The sequence below is a fragment of the Fusicatenibacter sp. genome (assembly GCF_050872605.1).
Classification (GTDB): Bacteria; Bacillota; Clostridia; order Lachnospirales; family Lachnospiraceae; genus Fusicatenibacter.
Genome location: NZ_JBNMHD010000012.1, coordinates 20,948 through 44,316, shown reverse-complemented (window position 1 = coordinate 44,316; position 23,369 = coordinate 20,948). Strand labels below are relative to the sequence as shown.

The following is a 23,369-nucleotide window of genomic DNA, read 5'->3' as shown; positions in this document are numbered from 1 at the left end:
CAAATATTTACTGTTAAGCTTTTTTAGAAAACACGCGGAAAACGTGTCGACAAAAGGTATCATAACACCAGAAGTAATAAAATTCAACATTAAAATGAACAAAAATGAACGAAAGATAACTTACTGTGGACAAAATGAAAAGAATGCGGTACAATAAAGCCACTTGAAATAAGGAGAAGGACAAGGAGGAAACAAAAACAATGGAAGCATATCAGAATGCGGCCCTTTCCCCGGAAGAGCGCGCAAAAGACCTGCTCGGAAAAATGACACTGCAGGAACAAGTAGGACAGTTAAATCAGCGTCTGTACGGATTCCGGATTTACGAGAGACAGGGTGAGGAGTTTACACTGACAGAGGAATTTAAAGAGGAAGTAGAGCGCATGGGAGGGCTTGGCGTCCTGTACGGCCTGTACCGTGCCGATCCGTGGGCAGATAAAGATGAGAAGACCGGCATTGTGCTGGAACTTTCCGCAAAAGCCTATAATATAGTACAGAAATATGTGATCGATCATTCCCGCCTCGGCATCCCGATGATGATGAGCACCGAGTGCCCGCACGGCCATCAGGCGCTCGGCGGCGGTCTGCTTCCGGTCAACCTGGCAGCAGGCGCAACATTCGACCCGGAACTTCTTTCCGAAGGCTACAAGGCATGCGGAAAACAGTTAAAGAGCGGTCATGTGGATCTGGCGCTGATGTCGGCGCTCGATATGGCGCGCGACCCGAGATGGGGAAGAAGTGAGGAGTGCTACTCCGAAGACCCGTGCCTTGCCGCATCCATGGCAAAAGCGGCAGTCACCGGTATGCAGTCCACCGGTGTCGGCAGTGTGGCAAAACACTTCTGCGCACAGGGCGAGACAACCGGAGGTGTGAACGCGAGTGCTGCAAGAATCGGCGAGCGGGAGCTTCGGGAAATTCATTTTCCTTCTGCAAAAGCGTGCTGTGAAGCAGGCGTGGAAGGCATCATGGCGGCATACAACGAGATCGACGGCGTGTACTGCCACAGAAATGCATGGCTGCTCCGCGATGTTCTGCGCGGCGAGATGGGATTTGACGGCATTGTGATGGCAGATGGTTTGGCTGTAGATTTCCTTAAGAATACCGAGGGTGATACTCTGCATGCAGGCGTTGCAGCGAGAAAAGCCGGTGTGGATGTGAGCCTCTGGGATGAAGCGTTCAGCCGTCTCGGCGAGGCCGTAGAGCAGGGACTTCTCGATGAGAGCGAGATCGACGAGTCTGTTCTCAAAGTTCTGAAGCTGAAATTTGAAAAGGGTCTGTTTGAACATCCTTATATGGAAGAAAACATGCTCACCCCGGAAGAAGCCGGGATCCCGGAAGTATCTCTTTCCCTGGCACGGGAGTCCGCTGTTCTTCTGAAAAACGAGGAGAGTGTGCTGCCGCTTGCTAAGAAGTACAAAAAAGTAGCTGTGATCGGCTATCACGCAGCAGACCGTTATTGCATGCTCGGCGACTACACCCCGCCGGTTCCGGAAAGCGAGTGCGTCACCGTCCTTCAGGGCATGAAACAGGAAGCGCCGGAGGGCGTGGAAGTTTCCTATGCAATGGGAAGTGAATTTTCAGAGGCTGACGAGGACGAGAAAGCAAAAGCACTGGCACTTGCAGCAAAGAGCGATGTGATCGTAGCTGTTGTCGGCGGTTCTTCTTCCCGTTTCGGCGGAGCTGTGTTCGATGCAAACGGTGCAGCATCCAAGGGAACCGGCAGCCGTTCGATGGACTGCGGCGAGGGAATGGACACCGCAAAGGTTCACATCCCGGCAGCACAGGAAGAACTGGTTGCAGAGCTTGCCCGCCTTGGTAAGCCGATGGTAACCGTTGTGATCGCAGGAAGAGCATACTGCATCGAGGATATCGAAAATGCTTCGAATGCCCTTCTGTATGCGTTCTATCCGGGTCCGATGGGCGGCAAGGCCGTTGCAGAGATGCTCTACGGAACCACGAATCCGTCCGGCCGTCTCCCGGTTTCCATGCCGCGCCACGCCGGCCAGATTCCGGTATGCTACAATTACCGTACCTCCGTCGTTCCGGCATACTGCGATATGACGAGCCAGCCGCTGCATACGTTCGGTGAGGGAAAATCCTACACGACGTTTGCGTGCAGCGATGTTTCCGTGAACAAAGAAGAAAACGGTGCTGCCGTTTCGTTTACCGTAGAGAACACCGGTGCCATGGCAGGAACCGCCGTTCCGTGTCTGTATGTGCGGAAACGTTCCGGCGGTGTGGTAGCGAGAATCAAAGAGCTGAAAGCTTTTACCAGAATTTCTCTTGCACCGGGTGAGAAAAAAGAAGTTTCGTTCCAGCTTTCCAAAGAGGAGATGAACTTTGTCCAGATTCCGGGAAAACCGGAAGTGATCTGCCATGACTATGAGCTGATGCTCGAGGATGGAGCAGAGAAATGGTGGAGCGGAAATGTAACTGAAATGTAAGGCTTGACGGAAGATAATATAAAAAGTAACAAAACTGAACAAAGGGAGAAAATATGTTGCGAAACAAAACGACGTATTTTCTCCCTTTTTGTTTCTTTGAAATGGACGAAAATACGAAAAAAGATAACACGGATCACGGCCGCAAGGGACAGAAAAACCGAAAAACGCGTCGAAATATAGGAAAAGTGCTTAAAAAACGCCTGCTTAAATTGCGTAAAAGTAACAAACTGGTATATATGTTCAATTAATGATTGACAAATAAGGTAACAAAAGGTAAAATAAATTCAACAAAACAGTGTTGGATAAATCTTAAATCACAGATTTGATTGTAGCAGTTGCACAAAAAAAGAAGGAACATGCGAGGATGATGCGAAAGCAAAATGTTCAAAATGTTCACGACCGGAAATGCGGCAATCAAGGAAAACACGAAACCTTTAAAAGGGAGGAAAGAGAGAAATGAAAGAGAAACCAACAAAAGCAAAGAAAAAAGGCCGTACCATCCGCGCCTTTAAGAGAGACATCTCGCTTTGGCTTTTCTGTGTTCCGGGCGTGATCCTGACATTCATCTTCAGCTACATTCCGATGTACGGTGTACAGATCGCGTTCCGCCGCTTCAATGCGACAGCCGGAATCACCAAGAGCCCGTGGGTGGGCATGTACTACTTCGAGAGATTCTTCAACTCTCCATACTTTGCATCCACCATCAAGAACACGTTGATTCTGAGTCTGTACGGACTGGTCGTATCGTTCCCGATTCCGATCATCCTGGCACTGATGCTGAACTCCTTCCGCCATAAGAGATACCGGAAAGTGATCCAGACCGTCACCTATGCGCCGAACTTCATTTCCACCGTAGTTATGTGCGGTATGATCATTCTGTTCCTGTCTCCGTCCGTCGGTGTCATCAACCACGTACTGGAAGCAATCGGAATTCCGGCGGTCAACTTCATGGCAAAGAAAGCCTACTGGAGACACATTTATGTGTGGACCGGCGTATGGCAGAGTACCGGATGGAGCTCCGTTATTTACTTCGCAGCACTCGCCGGCATCAGCCCGGAGCTGCATGAGGCGGCAAAGGTAGACGGCGCGACGAAATTACAGCTGATCCGTCACATCGACCTTCCGCTGATCATGCCGACCGCGACCATTCTTCTGATTATGAACTGCGGAAGCATTCTTTCCGTCGGCTTCGAGAAAGCCTTCCTTCTGCAGAATAACCTGAACGCCAGCGTATCCGAGATCATTTCTACCTACGTCTATAAGGTCGGTCTGATCAACAACGATATGTCGTATTCTTCAGCAATCGGTCTGTTCAACACCATCGTAAACATGGTTATGCTGATCATTGTCAATACGATATCTGATAAACTTTCGGGCAACAGCCTGTGGTAGGAGGAAACGAAAACATGAGTAAAGAAAATACCGCAGTGACAAAAAAGAAAATGAAACGATGCAAAGAGGACGTCGTTTTTGACACAGCCTGCTTCATTATCCTGACACTGGTTCTGTTTGTTGTGGCATATCCGCTGTACTGGGTTATCATTTCATCCATCAGTGCGCCAAGCGCCGTATCGAGTGGTAAAGTACTGCTTCACCCGATCGGATTTACCCTGAAGGGCTACGCAGAAGTATTTAAAAACGACCAGGTTATGAGAGGCTTTTTAAACTCCCTGATCATCACCTTCTGTGGTGTCATGGTCAACCTGATCGTAACGCTTCCGACATCGTATGCACTTTCCAGAAGCAATTTCTCCGGAAAGAAACCGATCACCATTTTTTATCTGATTACCATGTTCTTCGGCGGTGGTCTGATCCCTACCTATCTGGTTATTCAGAGACTGCAGATGCTGAACACCATCTGGGCGCTGATTCTCCCGGGATGCTTGAGCGTCTACAACATGATCGTGGCAAGAACCTTCTTCAAATCGAATATTTCGGAAGAGCTGTATGAGGCAGCTGAAATTGACGGCTGTACCCAGGCGAGATTCTTTTTCCAGATTGCACTTCCGCTTTCCAAAGCGATCATCGCAATTCTGGTTCTGTACTATGGTGTCGGCCACTGGAACTCTTACTTCTCAGCACTCGTTTATATTTCGGACAAGGCGAAATATCCGCTGCAGCTGGTTCTGCGTAACATCCTGATCACGAACCAGACTGCGCTGTCCCAGACAGCAACAACGGCAGCAGCAAGAGCAGCACTGCAGGAAAAACAGCAGCTGATCGATGTTATGAAATACTCACTGATTATCATCAGCAGTATCCCGGTTCTGGTTATGTACCCGCTGGTGCAGAAGCACTTTGTAAAGGGTGTCATGATCGGATCTATGAAGGGTTGATTTACAGCAGAAACTTTTTTAACGATTTATCTGCCGCACAGGAAACAGCGGTATGTAAATAAAGGGTCCGGACAACGGACAGGCCAAAGCGCTTCCGGCGGGAAAATGCCGCCGGAACAACACAGGAGGGAAAAATCATGAAAAGAAAAGCAGTCGCAGCAGTTTTAACTGCAGTAATGGTAGCATCCATGTTTACCGGATGCGGAAGTGATAAGGGAAGCAGCTCCGCAAAGAGTACTTCTGCAGCATCCGCAGCAAACGATACCGTGGATGAGGACGGAAAAGTAAACGGCATTATGTATCAGGAAGGTCTTCCGCTGGTAGACGAGGGAGATTACACTTTCTCTATCTTCTGCGATGATTCCAGCGAATCCGGCGAGTTTATCATGCTCGATGAGTTCAAAAAACAGACCAATGTAGACGTTGACCTGAAAATTTATCCATACGAAACAGCAACAGAGAGACTGAATCTGGACCTGAACTCCGGAGATTACGCAGATGTGATCGGCGGATGGACCTTAAGCGATAATGCAATCCTCACCTACGGTGTAAACCAGGGTGTATTCATTCCGCTGGAAGATTATTTTGAAAAATATTGTCCGAACATTTCTGCGATCCTGGATCTGCCGGGTGTAAGAGAGAAAATGACAGCACCGGACGGACACATCTACACGATTCCGTATGTATGCGCCGATACCACTGTTGGATACAGCCCATACATCAATACGAAATGGCTGGAGAATGTTGGCATGAGCATGCCGACCACGACAGACGAGTTTGAGGCAGTTTTAAAAGCATTCAAAGAGCAGGATGCAAACGGCAACGGCGACGCTTCCGATGAAATCCCGTTCTCTACCGACCCGAACAACAAACATATCGAGGCGATGGCCGGTTATTTCGGACTTCCGATGAACAAACTTGGTATTGCAATCCAGGATGAAAAGGTTGTTTACGGCGGTGTCAGCGATACGTACCGTGAGTTCCTTTCCTGGTTCCACAAGCTGTATGCAGAAGGACTCGTAGACGTAGAGCTTTACACACAGGACAGCTCCACATGGGAAGGTAAAGGAAATCAGGATCTGTACGGCGTTTCCATCGCATACGGAAGCAGAGAGTTTACCGGAATCCCGGATGCGGAGGAAAGAGGCGATTTCGATTCCATGCCTGTTCTGAACACAGACAAAGACGGAATCTGGCTGCGCGATACGGAAGGCTTCAACGTATACAGAACCCAGGCTGTCATCACAAACAAGGCAGAGCATCCGGAAATCATCTGCCGCTGGTTTGACAATGCATTCGCACTGGAGAACGGCATCGGCTGCAACAGAGGACCGGTTGGTGTGATTGTAAACAAAGAGGATGACGGATACCATGCGGTTGACACCACCACACTGTCTGAGGAAGATCAGGAAAAATATTCCTGGAGCAATCTGTGGCCGCAGTCTCTGCCGAAATATCTGCCGGCAGACTTCGAGTTTGTAGAAGAGCATCCGATGTATGATGAGAAAAAAGCAACAGAGGAAGCTTATGAGGCAAACCTGACCAAAGAAATTATTCCGTCCTACTGGATTGACCTGGATAAAATTGATACCTTCTCTGATACGAACACAGCAATCAAAGATTTTTTTGAGCAGCAGCAGGCGCAGTTCGTATGCGGCGAGCTTGACATTGACAACGATGCTGACTGGCAGGCTTATGTAGAAGGTATGTACTCTCTGGGACTTGAGGACTGGGTAGCAACTCAGGGTATCGAGGAAATCGCGAAATAAACAGGAAAAGGTAACGATATTTCCTGTGGCGTGAAAAAAGGCATATTACAGTGTAAAACGGTAATATGCCTTTCTTTTTGGCAAGAACTGATAGAATGGGAAGAAACAATAAAGGGGTAGTTAGATCGGATAAAAAAGGGATGCCTGGAATCTTTTTTTCTCTGCTTTTACGGGAACAGAAAGAATCCGGGAGTACAAAAAAAGGAGGATATGGAAGATATGATGCAGGACTGGTTTCGGAACGCGAAGCTGGGCATTTTTATCCATTATGGGATTTATGCGGTGGGTGATGTGTCGGAGTCATGGTCGTTCCACAACGGAAATATCTCTTATGAAGATTACATGAAACAGTGTGAAGGATTTACAGCGTCAAAGTTTGATGCGAAAAAATGGGCGGAGCTGTTTCAGAAAGCAGGAGCGCAGTATGTGGTTATGACAGCAAAGCACCATGACGGCGTGGCACTGTTTGATACCGGATACAGCGATTTAAGTGTCGTGAAGAAAACACCGGCAGCGCGGGACCTTGTAAAAGAGTATACAGCTGCCATGCGTGAGGCAGGTCTGAAGGTCGGTATTTATTATTCGCTGATCGACTGGTCGGATCCGCGGTACCGCACGGTTTATCCGGAAGGAATGAAAAAAGAGGACTGCCTGAACGACATCTATGGTTCCCCGGCCGGAAAAGAGGAGGAGCCGGAGAAATGGCAGGAATTTCTGGAATTCAACAATCATCAGTTAAAAGAACTGATGTCGAATTACGGAACGGTGGATCTTTTATGGTTTGATGGTGACTGGGAACGGAGCGCGGCACAGTGGAAGATGCCGGAATTCAGGGAATATCTGCATACCCTGAATCCGAACGTTGTATTGAATTCGAGAATGCAGGGTTACGGAGATTATGAGACACCGGAGCAGGGAATCCCGCTGTACGGACCGAAAGGTGAGTGGGAATTCTGCACGACGATCAATGACTCCTGGGGATATCGTCCGTCAGACAATGATTACAAGAGCAGCGGCCAGATTGTGCGCATGTTCTGCGACTGTATTACCCTCGGCGGAAGAATGCTGCTGGACATCGGACCGAAAGAGGACGGAACGCTCGATGAGCGTCAGGAGAAGGTGCTGCTGGATCTCGGCGGATGGATTCATGATCACGAGGAGGCTGTTTTCGGTACGGATAAGGGCCTGGATTACAATCATTTCCTCGGAGGAAGTACGATTTCGGCGGATAAGAAGACGATTTATCTTTTTGTTTATGACAAACCGCAGGAGACGCTGTGCGTGAAGGGCATTAAGACACCGGTGAAGAAGGTGACGGTTCTGCATACGGGCGAGGAGCTCCGGTTCTCTTATACGGGATCGCTTCCGTGGAGCGGCATTCCGGGTACGCTTTGGATCTGGGCCGGCGAGATGAGCATTCATCCGTTTGCAACGGTTGTGAAGGTAGAGCTTGAGGACGAGATTACCTACAATCTGGGTCACGGTGAAGTCGTAACCTTTAATGAATAGAAGAGGGGCAGAATAAGTTATGAAGAGAATTATTGGTTATGTTAATACAGCAGATCTGAATCACATGCGTAAGGAGGATGTGCTGGCGCTCGACGTGATCAACATTGCGTTCGGACTGATCCGGGACGGAGAGGTTGTTTGGGATGCGAAGGACGCGAAAGAGGGGATTACATCGATTCATGAAATTCATCCGGAGCTGAAGATTGTGCTTTCGGTCGGCGGATGGGGTGCTGACGGGTTTTCCCAGGCAGCCAGAACGCAGGAAGGCAGAGAGAAGTTTGCAGCGAGTGCGCTGGAGATCGTGAAGGAGTATGGACTCGACGGTGTTGATATTGACTGGGAGTATCCGGGAACATCGCTGGCGGGGATTGCTTCGGACAAATCCGATAAGGAGAATTATACGCTGCTGCTGGCGGAACTGAGAAAGACGCTGGATGCATATAAAGCGGGGATGTTTGTGACGACGGCTGTCGGCGGGGATGTTTATTTTGCGCTGCAGACGGATATGAAAGAAGCAGCAAAATATCTGGATTATGTGCAGTTGATGACGTATGATCTGCAGGGCGGATTTCAGATGGTGACGGGGCATCATGCGGCGCTGTATCACAGTGAGGGGAATCTGTTTGATGCGTGCGTGGAGAAGGCTGTGAATGGGTTTGCGAACGCGGGCGTTCCGATGGAAAAACTGATTCTTGGGGTGCCGTTTTATTCGAGAAAGTGGGATGGCGTGAAAGGTGCTGGATGCCGCAACGGACTTGGGATGGAAGCGTCTACTGTTGGCGGTTATGGCGGAGATTATGGCGAGCTCAAGGAAAGCTGGATTGGAAAGAATGGGTTTGTCCGGTATTGGGATGAGCAGGCGAAAGTGCCGTATCTGTTTAATGGGGAGACGTTTATTAGTTACGAAGACACAGAGTCGCTGGGAATTAAAATTAATTATTTGAAAGAACGGGGCATGGGTGGTATTATGTTCTGGGAATACAAATGCGATCCTAGCGGGGAACTGCTTTCATTTATTAAAGAGAATATGTAGGGAGTGGGGCACTTTGGCCCACAGCCGGCAGCCGGCATGTGAAAAGGCTCCTCACTCCGTTGCAGGGACACCGGCATCTGGCGTGTACGCATTCGTCGGACTTTCTTGCGAAAGTTCGCCACCTGTGTACACGCCGGATGCCGGTGTTCCTGCAAAGTCGCAAGGAGTCCTTTTTCACATGTCGTCTGCCGGCTGTGGGCAGATGTACGTATTGGGGACGGAGAGGGAGAAAAAAGAGAAAGGGATGGTAGAGATGATCTCGGAAAATTTGAAAAGATATGCAACGGAAAGATTTAAGGAGCGGAGAGAGCTGTTGGCTCCGGTGATGCCTGTGATTGAAGAAGGGCTGGCGCGGTGCAGTGAGGATGAGGCTGTGCTGATGAAGTTTTTATATGGGACGATGCCGGTGAGAGATGCGGGGGAGTATGGTTTTGAGATTTTTCTGTCTTATGTGAAGCATGCGCTGATGCTGCGGGAGAATGTGGCTTGGTGTAAGGAGCTGCCGGAGGATGTGTTTGTGAATTATGTGCTGTATGACCGGATTAATTCGGAGGATATTACGGACTGCAGACCATTTTTCTATGAGCAGATTATGGAGCGTGTGGCTGGGATGTCTCTGAGAGAGGCGATTCTGGAGATTAATTACTGGTGTGCGGAGCATGCGACGTATGAGGCGACGGACGGCAGAACGGCTTCGCCGATGACGATGTACCGGAGCGGGAAAGGGCGCTGTGGGGAGGAGTCGACGTTTGCGGTTACGGCGTACCGGAGTGTTGGTATTGCGGCGCGGCAGGTTTATACACCGAGATGGGCGCATTGTGATGACAACCATGCGTGGGTTGAGGTGTTCGTGGACGGCGAGTGGCATTTCCTCGGCGCCTGCGAGCCGGAAGAAGTGCTGGATACCGGATGGTTCTCGGGTCCGGCGAATCGGGCGATTTTGATTCATACGCGGAATTTCTCGGATTATGTGAAGGAGAGTGATGAGGAGTACCTTGGAAAGGAAGGGGCGCTGCATTACTTTAATCACACGGCGTTTTATGGAAGAACGAAGCTGGTGAAGATCGGTGTGAAGGATGAGAATGGAAATCCGGTTCCGGGAGCGCATGTGGCGGTTGAGATTCTGAATATGGCTGAGTTTTTCCCGGCGGCGGTGCTGATTGCGGACGAGAATGGGGAAGTTCAGGTGACGCTTGGTCTTGGTGATATCCGGGTGCGGGCGTTTGATGGTACGCGCCGGGCGGAGGCGATGATGCGCATCGAAGATGAGGATTCGCTGGAGCTGGTGCTGCATGAGGAGGCTGTTCCAGCAGCGGATGATACGTGGCAGACGCTGGAAATCCGGGCGCCGAAGGAGGTTCCGGTGCGGAATGTGGTTATTACGAAGGAGCAGAAGGAGCGCAATGCAGCACGGATGGCAGAGGCTGAGAAGCTTCGGAAGGCACGGTTTGCGGCTTGTTTTGATGAGAAAAAGGCTGCAGAGTATCCGGAAGCGGAAGAGATTTTCCGGCGTGCGGGGGAGAATTTTGGAGAAGTTTATGCCTTCCTTTCGAAAGATGAAAACCCGAACCGGAAGAAACTGCTGTTTTCGCTGGCGCTGAAGGATGCGAAGGATTTGAAGGCATCGGTGCTGGAAGATCATCTCGACTGTAAGCAGGGGGATCTGCCGGAGGAGATTTTCGTGAAGGATCTTCTCTGCCCGCGTATTTTTCTTGAGGAGCTTACCAGCTATCGGAGCATGATCCGCGGATATTTTGATGAGGAGACGAAACGCAGCTTTGCAGAAGAGCCGGAGCGGATCTGGGAATATATTCAGAAGAATATTACGTTCCATGCAGAAGAAGAGTATGACACGACCATGGCAACTCCGGTCGGCGTTCTTACGATGGGACAGGGAAGCCCGCTGGCGCAGAAGATTCTGTTTGCGGCAGTCTGCCGGAGCCTCAATGTGGCAGCAAGACTGAATCCGGTGACACTGGAGCCGGAGTATTACCGCGATGGGGAATTCTATGGTGTGGAAGCAGAAGAAGCTGGTGAGACGGAATGCACAGAGAGCGCTGTTCTGACGCTGAATGCGGAGGATGGAAGCGCATGGAAGTATTATCAGACATGGACGATCGGAAAATGGAATGGAACGGTGTTTGAGACACTGAATTACGAAGAGACCGTATTCGACGGTAAAACACTGGCGCTGACCCTGGAGCCGGGATGCTACCGTTTGATCACAAGCATGCGTATGCCGAACGGTGACCAGCACGCTGCGTACCGTGTGTTTGAACTGAAAGCGGGAGATGCAAAAGAGATTTATCTGGAAACCGTGAAGAAAGAGCTGGACGAGCTGTTAGAGCACGTTGAGCTGCCGGAGATTCAGCTGGAAGACATGAACGGAAACAGTCATACCCTGAATGACCTCACCAAAGACGGTCCGATCCTTCTGGCCTTCCTCGGAACCGGTGAGGAGCCGACGGAGCACGTTCTGAATGAGCTGATTGAGATATCAGAGAAGTGGAACGCAAAAGACGCTGCAGTGGCAGCTGTTGTCCGCACCAAAGCGGATCTGGAAAACACCACCTTCCAGAAAGCCCGCGCAGCCATCCACAACATGCCTCTCTACCTCGACCCATCCGACGACGCCCCGGCGATCGCCGAAAAAATGGGAATCGACGCAGAAAAACTCCCGCTGCTGATCCTCGCATTGCCGGGAAACATCGGCGGCCGCGCTTATGCCGGATATAACGTCGGCAGCGTCGGACTGATGCTGCGGCTGATGGAAGAGGCGGCGAAGGCGTAAGAAGAATAAAATAATGTGATATATACAGAAAATCCCCGGAGTCGCAACCTCCGGGGATTTTCGCGTGTCACAGTGAACACGGGTATCACTTTTTGCCTGTTGGCATTATAGCATATGCGAGTTGGAAATGTAATATTCCTGTCAGGTTTTTTTGATGGTAAATCTGACGGATGGTTACTGCACACCCAGTTTTTTCAATTGTTCCACCCCATCTTCATACCCTGTAAAATGAATCCCATGAATCCCTGCTCGCTCTGCGGCTTCGACATTGACTTTGGTGTCGTCGAGGAATACGCAGTGGTCCGGTACGAGGGAGAATTTTTCGATCAGGTACTGGTAGATCTCCGGTTCTGGTTTGGTCAGGTGGCAGGTGTAGGAGAAAAGGGTTCCGTCCATGTAGGGGAGGAAGGGCATTTTCTCTTTGGTGCGCTCGAAGAGGTCTCCGGAGTAGTTGGAGAGGATGTAGAGGCGGTAGCCTTTTTCTTTTAAGGAGCGTACCCAGCTTTCTGCATACGGCAGCGGTGTGATGGTTTCCTCGCAGTGGGCGAAAACCTCTTTGATTTCTTCGGTGTATTCCGGGGCGAGGGAGCAGAATCCTTTTACAATCTCCTCCGGTGTGAGAATTCCGCGGTCGAACTGGCGCCAGTAAGGGCTTTCGAAGGTTGCGGCGGCGATTGCTTTCGTCTTTTCCGGACCGAAAGCAAAGCGTTTCAGATAGGACTCGTAGTCCCAGTTGACGAGTACGCGGCCTACATCAAAAATAATGGTATCAATCATGACTGTTTTTCTCCTTTGTCTGATTTGTTGTTCTCATCGCGGTGCGACAGAACCTTTGCAACCAGCATCATGGCATAGATGAGCACTGGTACGGTAATTGCACAGTAGAGGCAGACCGTCAGCGCCTTGTGTGCAAACGGCGTGTCGATAAACGCAAAAATCATGGCGCCAAGTCCGAATCCGATCAGGACCGCGATGGCGAGAAGGGCGCCGATCTGTTTGAGTCGTTTCATATAAAAACTCCGATCTTTCGCTGAAAATAAAATATAAAGAAACATAACCAAGTGTAGCACAGTTGAAAAGAAACATCCACCGCAAGTTTTAAGAATTTTTTAGAAAAAATTAATGGCGCTTTCGATTGCTTTTTTCCCTCAAAAGGGATAGAGTATTGGCATATACTTTGAAAAAGGAGATATGGGAATAAGTATGGATAAACTGAAAGAAAAACTCTCCCGCCTGATGTACGGCCGTTACGGCATCGATCAGCTGGGCAATTTTATGATGTGGGCGGCAGTTGCCATGATGATTTTCGGAGCGGTTGTGCGAAGCTCCCTTATCTACACCCTGGCACTCGTCCTGATCGTCTGGGCGGATGTGCGCATCATGTCCAGGAACCATTCCAAACGGTATGCGGAAAACCAGAAATTCCTGGAACTGAAAAACCGCGTCGTCGGATTCTTCCGCGGCGGAACCCGTGCATTCAAGGATAAAGAGCACTGCTACTTCCGCTGCCCGTCCTGCCATCAGCAGGTGCGTGTGCCGAAAGGAAAAGGCCACATCGAGATCCGCTGCCCGAAATGCGGAACGAAATTCATCAAAAACACCTGATAAAAAGGAGCAGTGCGATTCATGTTTGGTTATGTGACCATCCGAAAGGATGACCTGAAAGTCAAAGATTACAACAAATATCAGGCATACTACTGCGGTCTGTGTCAGGATATCAAAGAGGCGTATGGAAAAAAGGGTCAGGCGACGCTGACGTTTGATATGACATTTCTTTCCATCCTGCTGACCGGGCTTTATGAGTGTGAGACAAAAGAAGAGGAGCATTACTGCTTTCTGCATCCCGGCAAAAAACATAAATGCCTGCGAAACAAATACACAAAATACTGCGCAGACATGAACGTGCTGCTCGCCTATTACAATCTGCTGGATGACTGGGAGGACGAGAAAAACTACGCGGCGTTTACAGTGGCAAAGGCTTTGAAAAAATCTGTGACACGCATCGAGGCTGCGTATCCGCGCCAGACGAAAGCGGTGCAGGATTATCTTGAAAAGCTGCATGCATGCGAGAAGGAAAACAATCCAGACCTCGATCTTGCGGCGGGCTATACCGGCGAAGTGATGGCGGAGATCTATATCCAAAAGGAGGATATCTGGAGCGATGATCTGCGCCAGGTCGGCTTTTACATCGGAAAATTCATTTACCTGATGGATGCGCTTGATGATGTGGAAAAAGATAAAAAGAGCGGAAACTACAACCCGTTTCTGTCCATCGCCGATCAGCCGGACTTCGAGGAAACCGCAGAAAAAATCCTGCTGATGATGACGGCGGAAGCGTCGCGTGCATTTGAAAAACTTCCGATCCTGGAAAATGTAGACATTCTGCGAAATATATTGTATGCTGGTATCTGGGAAAAATACGAAATGCGAAAAAGCGCAAAAGAGCGCCAAAAAGAGGAGAAATAAAGACTGATGACAGATCCATATGAGGTGCTGGGCGTGTCCCGCGGGGCTTCGGACGATGAAATCAAAAAAGCATACCGAAAACTCAGCCGGACGTATCACCCGGATGCCAATATCAATAATCCGAATAAAGCAGAAGCAGAAGAAAAATTCAAACAGGTGCAGCAGGCGTACAAACAGATCATGGATGAACGCGAGCACGGCACCTCGTACCAGAGCGGAGGTTCGTCGTATGGCGGAGATGCTTACGGCGGCTATGGCCCGTTCGGCGGCTTCGACCCATTCGGCGGCGCGTACGGAAACAGCGGCTCTGCGCGGAATGATTATGGAAATTCCGAGCAGGAGATGCGTCTGCAGGCGGCGGCCAACTATATCAACAGCGGCCACTTCCGCGAGGCGATGAACGTGCTGAACGACATTTCCGGCCGCAGCGGAAAATGGTATTTCCTGCATGCGATCGCAAATTCGCGCCTCGGCAACAACATCAATGCCGTGCAGGATGCCGAGATGGCAGTCAAATTAGAACCGCAGAATCTGCAGTACCAGCAGCTTTTAAACCAGCTCCAGGGCGGCGGCCAGTGGTATTCCGACATGGGAAGCGGCTACGGCTATGAGAGAAGCGCCGGCGATCTCGGTAAATGGTGCTGCGAGTGCATGGCGATCAATGCGATCTGCAATTGCTGCTGCTGCGGCGGACGGGGATTTTTCTGCTGTTAATGAAAAAAGCGGTATAAAAACAAAAATACCGGGGAGAATAGGACTATCATCGAAATTCCCCTGTTCGATGAGACAGACAAAAGAAGAATAAGGAAATACTTATCCTCCCCTTAAAGACCCCGCTGCGGCCGCAAAAAACGGTCCGCCGCGGGGTCTTCCTTGTCTTTTTCCGTACACCGAAAGTCCTTGTGTTTCCTGTCAAAACAGATTATAATGAAAGAGATCGCAATCATGACCGGAGGCCCGATTAGATTCAGAAAAATACGGCACGGATCAGATAAAGAAAACAGAAAGAGAGAAAAGCTATGGAACGAAAAACAGCATGGAATGAGTACAAGAAAAAAGATATGAAAAAGCTGGAAAAATTAAACGCCGGCTACCGCGCATTCCTGGACAACGGAAAAACAGAGCGCGAGTGCGTAAAAGAGAGCGTGCGCCAGGCGGAAGAGGCTGGATACGTAAACCTTGACACTTACGTAAAAGAAAACCGTGCATTAAAACCAGGCGACAAAGTTTACGCCGTATGCATGAAAAAAGCCATCGCACTGTTCCAGATCGGAACAAGACCGCTGACCGAAGGTATGAACATCCTCGGCGCACACATCGATTCCCCGCGTCTCGATGTAAAACAGAACCCGCTGTATGAGGACAACGGATTTACATATCTCGATACCCACTACTACGGCGGTATCAAAAAATGGCAGTGGGTAACCCTTCCGCTTGCCATCCACGGTGTGGTAGCGAAAAAGAACGGCGAAGTCGTTGATGTTGTGATCGGTGAGGACGACAACGATCCGGTATTCTGCGTGACAGATCTTCTGATCCACCTCTCCAGAGAGCAGCAGACAAAACCGGCAAACACTGTTGTAGAGGGCGAAAACCTTGACCTTCTGATCGGAAGCCAGCCGCTCGAAGGAACCGAGAAAGAGGCAGTCAAAGCCATGACCTTAAAACTCTTAAACGACAAATACGGCATCGAAGAAGAGGATTTCCTCTCCGCAGAGCTTGAGATCGTACCGGCCGGAAAAGCACGCGAGCTTGGTATGGATGCCAGCATGATCCTTGCCTACGGCCAGGATGACCGTGTATGCGCATACACATCTCTTGTTGCAATGCTCGAAGTAGAAGCACCGGAGAAGACCTCCTGCTGCCTGCTCGTAGACAAAGAGGAGATCGGAAGCGTCGGCGCAACCGGTATGCAGTCTCATTTCTTCGAGAACACCATGGCAGAGCTGCTTGCACTTGCAGGCGAGGGAACCGAACTGGCCCTTCGAAGATGCCTTGCTTCCTCCAGAATGCTCTCTTCTGACGTCAGCGCAGCATTTGATCCGCTGTACGCAGCAGCATTCGAGAAGAAAAATGCAGCTTTCTTCGGAAAAGGTATCGTCATCAACAAATTTACCGGTTCCGGCGGAAAAGGCGGTTCCAACGATGCGAATGCAGAGTATGTCGGAGCACTCCGTGCTATCTTTGATGATGCCAAAGTAAACTGGCAGACCGCAGAGCTTGGTAAAGTTGATGTCGGAGGCGGCGGAACCATCGCCTACATCATGTCCCTGTACGGCATGGAAGTCATCGACTCCGGTGTACCGGTATTAAGCATGCATGCTCCGTGGGAAGTAACCAGCAAAGCAGATATCTACGAGGCAAAGAAAGCCTATGTAGCATTCTTGAAAAACGCGTAAAGTATAATACAAGAGTATGAGGAGGTTTGAATCGTTTGGACAGTGACATAGTCGGCAGTATTCTTTTGCAGGTCGTATTGATAGCGGTCAATGCGGTATTTGCCTGCGCGGAGATCGCTGTGGTCTCCTTTAACGACGCAAAACTGGAAAAAATGGCACAGGAGGGAAATAAAAGGGCGGCAAAGCTGTTTCGTCTGACGGAGCAGCCTTCCCGCTTCCTCGCAACGATACAGGTGGTCATCACCCTTTCCGGATTCCTCGGAAGTGCCTTTGCGGCAGAAAATTTTTCGGATCGTCTTGTTGCCGTCCTTTTGGACGCAGGCGTGAAAATTCCGGAAAAGACGCTGGATGCGATTGCTGTCGTGCTGATTACGCTGCTTTTATCTTATATTACCCTGATTTTCGGCGAGCTGGTGCCGAAAAGACTTGCGATGCAGAAAGCCGAGCAGATTGCACTCGGCATTTCCGGCCTCGTGAGCGGCGCTTCGAAAGTCTTTGCACCGCTTGTATGGCTGCTCACCGCGTCTACCAACGGCATTCTGCGTATTCTAGGCATTGACCCGGATGCGGACGACGATCAGGTGACGGAAGAAGAAATCCGGATGATGGTAGATGCCGGCAGCGAAAAAGGTACCATCGACAACGAAGAAAAAGATATGATTCAGAACGTATTTGAGTTCGATGATCTGACGATCGACGAAATCTGCGTCCACAGGACCGATGTGGATCTTCTGTGGGTGGAGGATTCGATTGAGGAGTGGGAGCAGCTCATCCATGAGAGCCGCCACTCGTATTACCCGGTCTGCGGCGAAACCGTGGACGATATCATCGGCGTTCTGGATGCCAAGGATTATTTCCGGCTTCGCACCAAGGACCGCGATCATGTCATGAAAGAAGCAATCAAACAGCCTTATTTTGTTCCTGAAAACATCAAGGCTGCCACGCTGTTCCAGAACATGAAAAAGACCGGCAACTATTTTGCCGTGGTTCTGGATGAGTACGGCGGCATGGATGGAATTATCACCGTGCGCAACCTGATCGAGCAGCTTGTCGGAGATCTGAATGATGAGACGGAGATCGGGCAGCCATCGGAAATTGAGCTGATTTCCACAGACACCTGGAAAATCATGGGAAGTGCCTCGTTGGATGATGTGGCGGAGGAACTGAAGATCAAACTGCCGGTCGATGAATATGAAACATTCGGCGGCTACATTTTCGGCGAACTCGGTGCGGTTCCGGATGACGGCAGCCAGTTTGAACTCGAGACCGACGATCTCTGGATCAAGGTCATGCGGGTCAAAGAACACCGCGTGGAAAATACGGTGGTAAAGAAACTGCCTCCGAAAGAAAAAGGAGAGCAGGAGGAACGTAAGGAGACGGAATGAAACGTGAATTGGATACAGCAGACCGGAAAATTGTGGAACTGCTGCAGGAAGATGCAAGGCTTCCGCTCAAAAGTATTGCAGACAAGGTAAGTCTCACTTCGCCGACGGTTTCGGCGAGAATCGACCGCCTGGAAAAGGACGGGGTGATCACCGGCTACCGTGCAAGTGTGAACCCGGAGGTTTTCGACTATCGGATCAAAGCATTCATCAATCTGGAGGTTGAACCGGTGCGGAAAAAGGAATTTTATCCGTACATCACCGACTGCCCGAACGTGATCGAGTGCAACTGCGTGACCGGTGACTATTCGATGCTGATGGAGGTTGTGTTCCACACGACATCTGAGCTGGATCAGTTTATCGGCCAGCTTCAGCATTTTGGAAGAACGAAGACGCAGATCGTGTTCTCCACATCGGTGGAACACAGAGGAATTCCGCTCGGCGATACCAGAATCCCGATTCTGGAGCAGGAAGAAGAAAAAGGTTGATTTTCTGCGGACTTTCCGATATACTAAAGCGTGTTACAAAAACCGGAATCCCGCTAGGGGACGGCGCGAAAAAACGCGCTCAGAGAAACAGATAAAGGATGGATAATAACATGAGTTTATTACAGAATTGGCGTGATATCGCCTATAATCAGGAAGCAGACAAAAGACAGCTCCAGCAGTTCTGGACCAATTATTTCCTGATTGAGAAAAACATTTACGAGCAGCTTCTTTCCAACCCGGATGAAGTGGTAAAAGGAACCGTAAAAGAGCTGGCAGAGAAATACAAAGTGGACGTTATGACCATGGTTGGTTTCCTGGACGGCATCAACGACAGCCTTGTGATCCCGAACCCGATCGAGGAGATGGAAGAGGATACCGTTGTTACACTGGCTTACGATAAAGAGCTTCTGTACAAAAACATGGTAGACGCAAAAGCAGACTGGCTGTACAACCTGCCGATGTGGGATGAGATCTTCACAGAAGAGCAGAAGAAAACGCTTTACATGGATCAGAAAAAATCCGGTACTGTAATCAAAGGCAAAAAAATCGGAAGAAACGATCCATGCCCGTGCGGAAGCGGAAAGAAATACAAATACTGCTGCGGTAAAAACGCATAAGGGAAGAAACAAAATTTTCAAAGACCGGGGAGTCAAAAAGGCTTTCCGGTTTTTTCATGGGGGAAAAGGGAGATGTGATGCAGAACGTTGTTGTTTATCTGAAAAGGGTGGAAGTATCAGAACAGAAGTGCGGAAAAAAAGAGCTGGAACGGGAGCTGTCCCGGTGCGGATGGGAGTTGTTCCGCAAGGGGCTGACGGAACAGTACGGGCTTGATGGTGCGCAGATGGAAATTGTGCGGAATGCGCACGGAAAACCATACCTGCCTGACAATCCGCAGATCGGTTTTAATATCTCTCATTCGGGTGAATACGCCGCCTGTGCGTTTGCAGAAATTCCGATTGGAATAGACATTCAGCAGCACCGCCGCGTGGCATGGGAGCGCATGGCAGAACGATATTTTTCGGTTACGGATCAGGAGCGCCTTGCCGAGGCAAAAGATGCCGAAACACTGTTTTTCCAGATCTGGACCGAGGAGGAGAGCTACGGCAAGTGGAGGGGAACCGGTCTTTCGGGTTCTCTTGGAAAGGAAAAGAAAGAGGGATTCTGCACGCATTTCAGTCCGGCGGAAGGATATGAAGGCGCCGTCTGGGCAGCAGAGCCCGTGAAAGTCCGCCTGAAAAGGATAGAACCATAAAACTGTGCATAACCTGTCCCGCCATCTCATATATATAACGATAAGAGGTGGTGAAGATGAGAAAGACAGGAAAACAAAAGGATATTGTTACATCAGAGAAAAAACAGGAGCAAAGGGAACTTTTGCGCCTGTTTTCTGTGAATATACGGAAAATTCTGAAAAACACAGATCTGCTGGCCGATGACCTGCAGGAAATCCGTCTGCGGACCGGCGCGCCGCTTCTTGTGGTCGCAAAGGATCAGGAATACTTTCTGACCCCGGACGGAGCACTGACGGATGAGTGGGAGAAGGGCTATCCCGTCTCGCCGACGGATATCCGCGATACGATGGATTACATAGGAAGTTTTTCCCTCTACGCCTACGAGGAAGAACTGCGGCAGGGCTTTCTGACCGTGGAGGGCGGCCACCGGATCGGCATTGCCGGAAAGACGGTGATTGAAGGGGAAAAGGTGAAAGGCATCAGCCATATATCCTGTGTTAACGTGCGGGTTGCCCACGAAAAAAAAGGCTGCGCGGACCGCGTGATGCCGTATCTCCGGGAGGACGGCCGTTTCCTGCACACGCTGATTGTCTCCGCACCCGGCTGCGGCAAAACGACAATGCTGCGCGATATTATCCGTCAGATTTCGGACGGAGAGTCGCCGTATCCGGGGCTGACCGTTGGTGTGGTCGACGAGCGGAGTGAGATCGCAGGCTGCTATCTCGGCGTTGCACAGAATGATGTCGGCATCCGCACCGATGTGCTCGACTGCTGTCCGAAGGCGGAGGGCATGATGATGCTGATCCGCGCCATGTCGCCCGATGTGGTGGCAGTCGATGAAATTGGAACGGGAGAGGACATCCGTGCGATCGAGTCGGTCGTCAACTGCGGGTGCAAGCTGCTCGCAACCGTGCATGGCAATTCCATGGAAGATATGAAGCAGAAGCCTCTCCTGAACCGCCTCGTGGAATCTCACGTTTTCGAGCGGTACATCGTGCTGGATGCGAAACCCCACGCCGGAAGTGTACAGGCTATTTTTGACGGAAGAGGAACGACACTGTACCGAAGGGAGGCGTTTCTGTGATGCGGCTTGCAGTTTTACTGGCGGCTTCTCTTGCCTGTGCCGGGATCGGCTTTGCAAAGAGCGCGGCGCTGTCGGCCCATGTGAAAGATCTGGAGACACTGCAGAAAATTATCCAGTATCTGCGTGGAGAGATTGTGACGGTGGCTTCCCCGCTGCCGGATGCGTTCTGGGAGACGGGAAGGCGGATGCGGGATCCGTACCGGGATTTTTTACAGGACATTTCCGAAGATATGCGCCGCCCGGACGGAAAAACACTGCCGGCGATTCTGGAAGAGAATGTGGCGGTTCATCTGGCGGACACACGCCTTACAAAAGAAGAAAAAGAAGAGCTGCAGGAGGCTGGCTGCGGATTTGGCACCGGGGACCGTGCCATGCAGAAGGCAAATCTGGACCGATACGAGGCGCGCCTTGTGCAGCGGATCGCGGAACTTCAGAAAGGATTGCCGCAAAGGAAGAGGCTCTGTCAGAGTCTTGGAATCATGGGAGGCCTTTTTTTATTTTTGATTCTGGTTTAGGGCGTGTCTGAAAACGGAGGAGCAGGCGTGGAGGTCGGGATTCTATTTAAAATCGGGGCAGTCGGGATTCTGGTATCGGTCCTGTGCCAGGTATTAAAACACAGCGGCCGGGAAGAACAGGCATTTCTTGCAAGCCTTGCCGGTCTTGTGCTGGTGCTGTTCTGGATTCTTCCCTATATTTCTGCGCTGTTTGAGGACATCAAAAAATTGTTTACGATTTAAGGGCAGGGGAGAGGGGATCGTATGGATATGCTTCGGATCGCTGCGCTTGGAACGGCGGGCGTGCTGCTTGGGATTACGGTAAAGGGAGCAAAGCCGGAATTTGCCCTTCTTGTGACGGTCGGTGCAGGACTCTGCATTCTTGCCGGAACCGTCGGAAAAATGCAGTATCTGCTCGGCATGCTCGCACAAATGAAATCGTATCTCCCGGTGGACTCGTCGTATCTGAACACGTTGCTGAAAATGCTCGGCATCACGTATGTAGGCCAGTTTTCCGCCGGGATCTGCAAGGATGCGGGCTATTCTTCCATTGCAGGACAGATTGAACTGTTCGCCCGCCTGTCGGTCCTTGCCGTCAGCATGCCGGTGCTGCTCGCGCTGCTGGAAACGGTTCATGATTTTCTGTAAAAAAGCCGGATGGGGCATGGCACTGCTTTTTCTGTGTCTCGTTTTCGGAACGGGAAGAACTCAGAAAATCGAGGCAGCGGTACAGAATGCGCCGGAGAGCCTGGAAGAAGAAGCGCGTTTGGACACCGTAGGAACAGATCAGGAAACGGAGCGTGCGGCGGTCAGAGAAAAGAAAGAACAGCAGGAGAAAGAAGCGGGGGATACCGAAACGGATCAGGTAACAGCAGCGCAGGACGAGCTTCTTGCGGAACTTGATTTCGATGCAATCCAGCAGGAAGTGGACAGTCTGCTGTCCAGCCAGCAATTTTCCTTTGCCGGTACGGTGCGCTCTCTTTTGCAGGATGGTGATCCCTTCCGCACCTTCCGTGCCGGAAATGCCGTTCTCTCCTGTGCCAAAACAGCATTCCTTGCGCAGAAAGGCCTGATGAAGGAGCTGTTTCTCCTCGTCCTGGCCGGTGCGGTGCTCGGCAGCTTTTCTTCTCTTTTTGAAGGAAAACAGGTCAGAGATGCCAGCTTTTACATGGTCTATCTGCTTGCACTCGCATTGATTTTGAAGAATTTCCAGTCGAGCGGCGAAAACCTGAAAGCCGTCATCACATCGCTGGTCGCCTTTATGCGGATTATGACCCCGTCCTACTATCTGGCGGCCGCGGCCGCCGGGGGTGCATCAACAGCCGTGATGTTTTATCAGATGCTCCTTCTCGTGATTCTGGCTGTCGAAAAGCTTCTGCTCGCCCTTGTCCTCCCGATGATCCACATCTATCTGCTCATCGCCCTTGTGAACGATCTTTCCGGTGAGGAGATTTTGTCCCATATGACAGAGCTGCTGGAAACCTGCGTGAACGGCCTTTTAAAATCGTCGCTCGGCGTGCTTGTGGGAATGCAGATGATCCGAAATCTGATCGCACCGGCGCTCGACTCGCTGCGGCAGATGGCACTCTGGCGGACGGCAGGAATGATTCCAGGCATCGGAAATGCCGTGAATGCCGTGACCGAACTGGTGGCAGGCTCCGCGGTGCTGATCCGTAACTGCTTTGGCGTGACGGCAATGCTGGTACTGCTGGCGGCAGGCATGGTCCCCGCCGTCCAGCTTCTCGTCTCGGGCCTTTCCTTTCGCCTTCTCGCCGCAGCGGCACAGCCTGTCTCGGACAAGCGGATCGCGGGATGTCTTGCGGCAGCAGGAAAAGGATATGCGATGCTTCTGCGTCTCCTTCTGACCGTAGAAGTCCTGTTTCTGCTGACGATTGCAATCCTGGCGGGAACATTTTCCTAGCGTGTAGTTGGGCAGGCAGCGGCG

Annotated in this window: 22 protein-coding genes; 20 read left to right on the top strand and 2 right to left on the bottom strand. The window is 50.6% G+C overall.

The annotated features are described in order from the left end of the window. The first annotated feature begins 200 nt into the window (after positions 1–200). The 7 genes from ACY2VT_RS05700 to ACY2VT_RS05670 all read left to right on the top strand — a co-directional run bounded on the left by ACY2VT_RS05700 (position 201) and on the right by ACY2VT_RS05670 (position 11,879). On the top strand, positions 201–2,441 hold the full coding sequence (locus ACY2VT_RS05700; protein ID WP_461879206.1) for a glycoside hydrolase family 3 N-terminal domain-containing protein: 2,241 nt from the start codon (positions 201–203) through the stop codon (positions 2,439–2,441). Positions 2,442–2,897: 456 nt separating this feature from the next. Further along, on the top strand, positions 2,898–3,833 hold the full coding sequence (locus tag ACY2VT_RS05695) for an ABC transporter permease (RefSeq protein ID WP_022463174.1): 936 nt from the start codon (positions 2,898–2,900) through the stop codon (positions 3,831–3,833). Positions 3,834–3,847: 14 nt separating this feature from the next. Continuing rightward, the gene (locus ACY2VT_RS05690; RefSeq protein ID WP_461879205.1) at positions 3,848–4,777 is read left to right on the top strand and encodes a carbohydrate ABC transporter permease; all 930 of its coding nucleotides are present in this window, start codon (positions 3,848–3,850) and stop codon (positions 4,775–4,777) included. Between the two features lie 137 nt (positions 4,778–4,914). Beyond that, positions 4,915–6,546 (top strand): extracellular solute-binding protein, encoded by a 1,632-nt coding sequence (locus ACY2VT_RS05685; RefSeq protein WP_461879204.1) that lies wholly within the window; start codon positions 4,915–4,917, stop codon positions 6,544–6,546. 210 nt (positions 6,547–6,756) lie between these two features. Beyond that, entirely contained in the window at positions 6,757–8,055 is a 1,299-nt protein-coding gene (locus ACY2VT_RS05680; protein WP_461874994.1) for an alpha-L-fucosidase, read from the top strand. Positions 8,056–8,074: 19 nt separating this feature from the next. Next, a complete protein-coding gene (locus ACY2VT_RS05675) occupies positions 8,075–9,088 on the top strand; it encodes a glycoside hydrolase family 18 protein (RefSeq protein ID WP_461879203.1) in 1,014 nt (337 codons plus the stop codon). Between the two features lie 268 nt (positions 9,089–9,356). Continuing rightward, entirely contained in the window at positions 9,357–11,879 is a 2,523-nt protein-coding gene (locus ACY2VT_RS05670; protein ID WP_461879202.1) for a transglutaminase domain-containing protein, read from the top strand. 174 nt (positions 11,880–12,053) lie between these two features. Here the strand turns inward: ACY2VT_RS05670 and ACY2VT_RS05665 are convergent, their stop codons facing one another. Together ACY2VT_RS05665 and ACY2VT_RS05660 are read right to left on the bottom strand one after the other, a co-directional pair. Then, positions 12,054–12,656, bottom strand: coding sequence for an HAD family hydrolase (locus ACY2VT_RS05665; protein ID WP_461879201.1), 603 nt, complete (start codon positions 12,654–12,656; stop codon positions 12,054–12,056). Beyond that, a complete protein-coding gene (locus ACY2VT_RS05660) occupies positions 12,653–12,889 on the bottom strand; it encodes a hypothetical protein (RefSeq protein WP_461879200.1) in 237 nt (78 codons plus the stop codon). The genes ACY2VT_RS05665 and ACY2VT_RS05660 overlap by 4 nt, the downstream gene beginning before the upstream one ends. A 193-nt stretch (positions 12,890–13,082) precedes the next feature. On the opposite strand from ACY2VT_RS05660, the gene ACY2VT_RS05655 reads away from it, so the two are divergent. The 13 genes from ACY2VT_RS05655 (at position 13,083) to ACY2VT_RS05595 (ending at position 23,345) form a co-directional block, all read left to right on the top strand. Beyond that, complete coding sequence (locus ACY2VT_RS05655) at positions 13,083–13,484, top strand: zinc ribbon domain-containing protein (protein ID WP_461877393.1); 402 nt, start codon at positions 13,083–13,085, stop codon at positions 13,482–13,484. A 21-nt stretch (positions 13,485–13,505) separates the two neighbouring features. After that, positions 13,506–14,345: a DUF5685 family protein gene (locus tag ACY2VT_RS05650; protein ID WP_461879199.1), complete on the top strand. Its 840-nt coding sequence runs from the start codon at positions 13,506–13,508 to the stop codon at positions 14,343–14,345. A 6-nt stretch (positions 14,346–14,351) separates the two neighbouring features. Next, on the top strand, positions 14,352–15,059 hold the full coding sequence (locus tag ACY2VT_RS05645) for a J domain-containing protein (protein WP_461879198.1): 708 nt from the start codon (positions 14,352–14,354) through the stop codon (positions 15,057–15,059). Between the two features lie 305 nt (positions 15,060–15,364). Then, positions 15,365–16,744: an aminopeptidase gene (locus tag ACY2VT_RS05640; RefSeq protein ID WP_055264766.1), complete on the top strand. Its 1,380-nt coding sequence runs from the start codon at positions 15,365–15,367 to the stop codon at positions 16,742–16,744. 35 nt (positions 16,745–16,779) lie between these two features. Further along, positions 16,780–18,129: a hemolysin family protein gene (locus ACY2VT_RS05635; protein WP_461877390.1), complete on the top strand. Its 1,350-nt coding sequence runs from the start codon at positions 16,780–16,782 to the stop codon at positions 18,127–18,129. Positions 18,130–18,137: 8 nt separating this feature from the next. Then, positions 18,138–18,614 carry an Lrp/AsnC family transcriptional regulator gene (locus ACY2VT_RS05630; protein WP_055221452.1) on the top strand — a complete coding sequence of 159 codons (477 nt, stop codon included), beginning with the start codon at positions 18,138–18,140 and terminating at the stop codon, positions 18,612–18,614. 110 nt (positions 18,615–18,724) lie between these two features. After that, positions 18,725–19,231 carry an SEC-C metal-binding domain-containing protein gene (locus ACY2VT_RS05625; protein WP_173813279.1) on the top strand — a complete coding sequence of 169 codons (507 nt, stop codon included), beginning with the start codon at positions 18,725–18,727 and terminating at the stop codon, positions 19,229–19,231. Positions 19,232–19,287: 56 nt separating this feature from the next. After that, a complete protein-coding gene (locus ACY2VT_RS05620) occupies positions 19,288–19,866 on the top strand; it encodes a 4'-phosphopantetheinyl transferase family protein (protein WP_461879197.1) in 579 nt (192 codons plus the stop codon). A 56-nt stretch (positions 19,867–19,922) separates the two neighbouring features. Beyond that, positions 19,923–20,930: a stage III sporulation protein AA gene (gene spoIIIAA, locus ACY2VT_RS05615; RefSeq protein ID WP_461879196.1), complete on the top strand. Its 1,008-nt coding sequence runs from the start codon at positions 19,923–19,925 to the stop codon at positions 20,928–20,930. After that, positions 20,930–21,445, top strand: coding sequence for a stage III sporulation protein AB (locus tag ACY2VT_RS05610; protein ID WP_461879195.1), 516 nt, complete (start codon positions 20,930–20,932; stop codon positions 21,443–21,445). The genes spoIIIAA and ACY2VT_RS05610 overlap by 1 nt, the downstream gene beginning before the upstream one ends. Positions 21,446–21,472: 27 nt before the next feature. Beyond that, a complete protein-coding gene (gene spoIIIAC, locus ACY2VT_RS05605; RefSeq protein ID WP_461874506.1) occupies positions 21,473–21,667 on the top strand; it encodes a stage III sporulation protein AC in 195 nt (64 codons plus the stop codon). Between the two features lie 21 nt (positions 21,668–21,688). Beyond that, the gene (locus tag ACY2VT_RS05600; protein ID WP_461874507.1) at positions 21,689–22,072 is read left to right on the top strand and encodes a SpoIIIAC/SpoIIIAD family protein; all 384 of its coding nucleotides are present in this window, start codon (positions 21,689–21,691) and stop codon (positions 22,070–22,072) included. Further along, positions 22,059–23,345 (top strand): stage III sporulation protein AE, encoded by a 1,287-nt coding sequence (locus ACY2VT_RS05595; protein ID WP_461879194.1) that lies wholly within the window; start codon positions 22,059–22,061, stop codon positions 23,343–23,345. Before ACY2VT_RS05600 ends, ACY2VT_RS05595 begins: the two co-directional genes overlap by 14 nt. Positions 23,346–23,369: the final 24 nt, after the last annotated feature.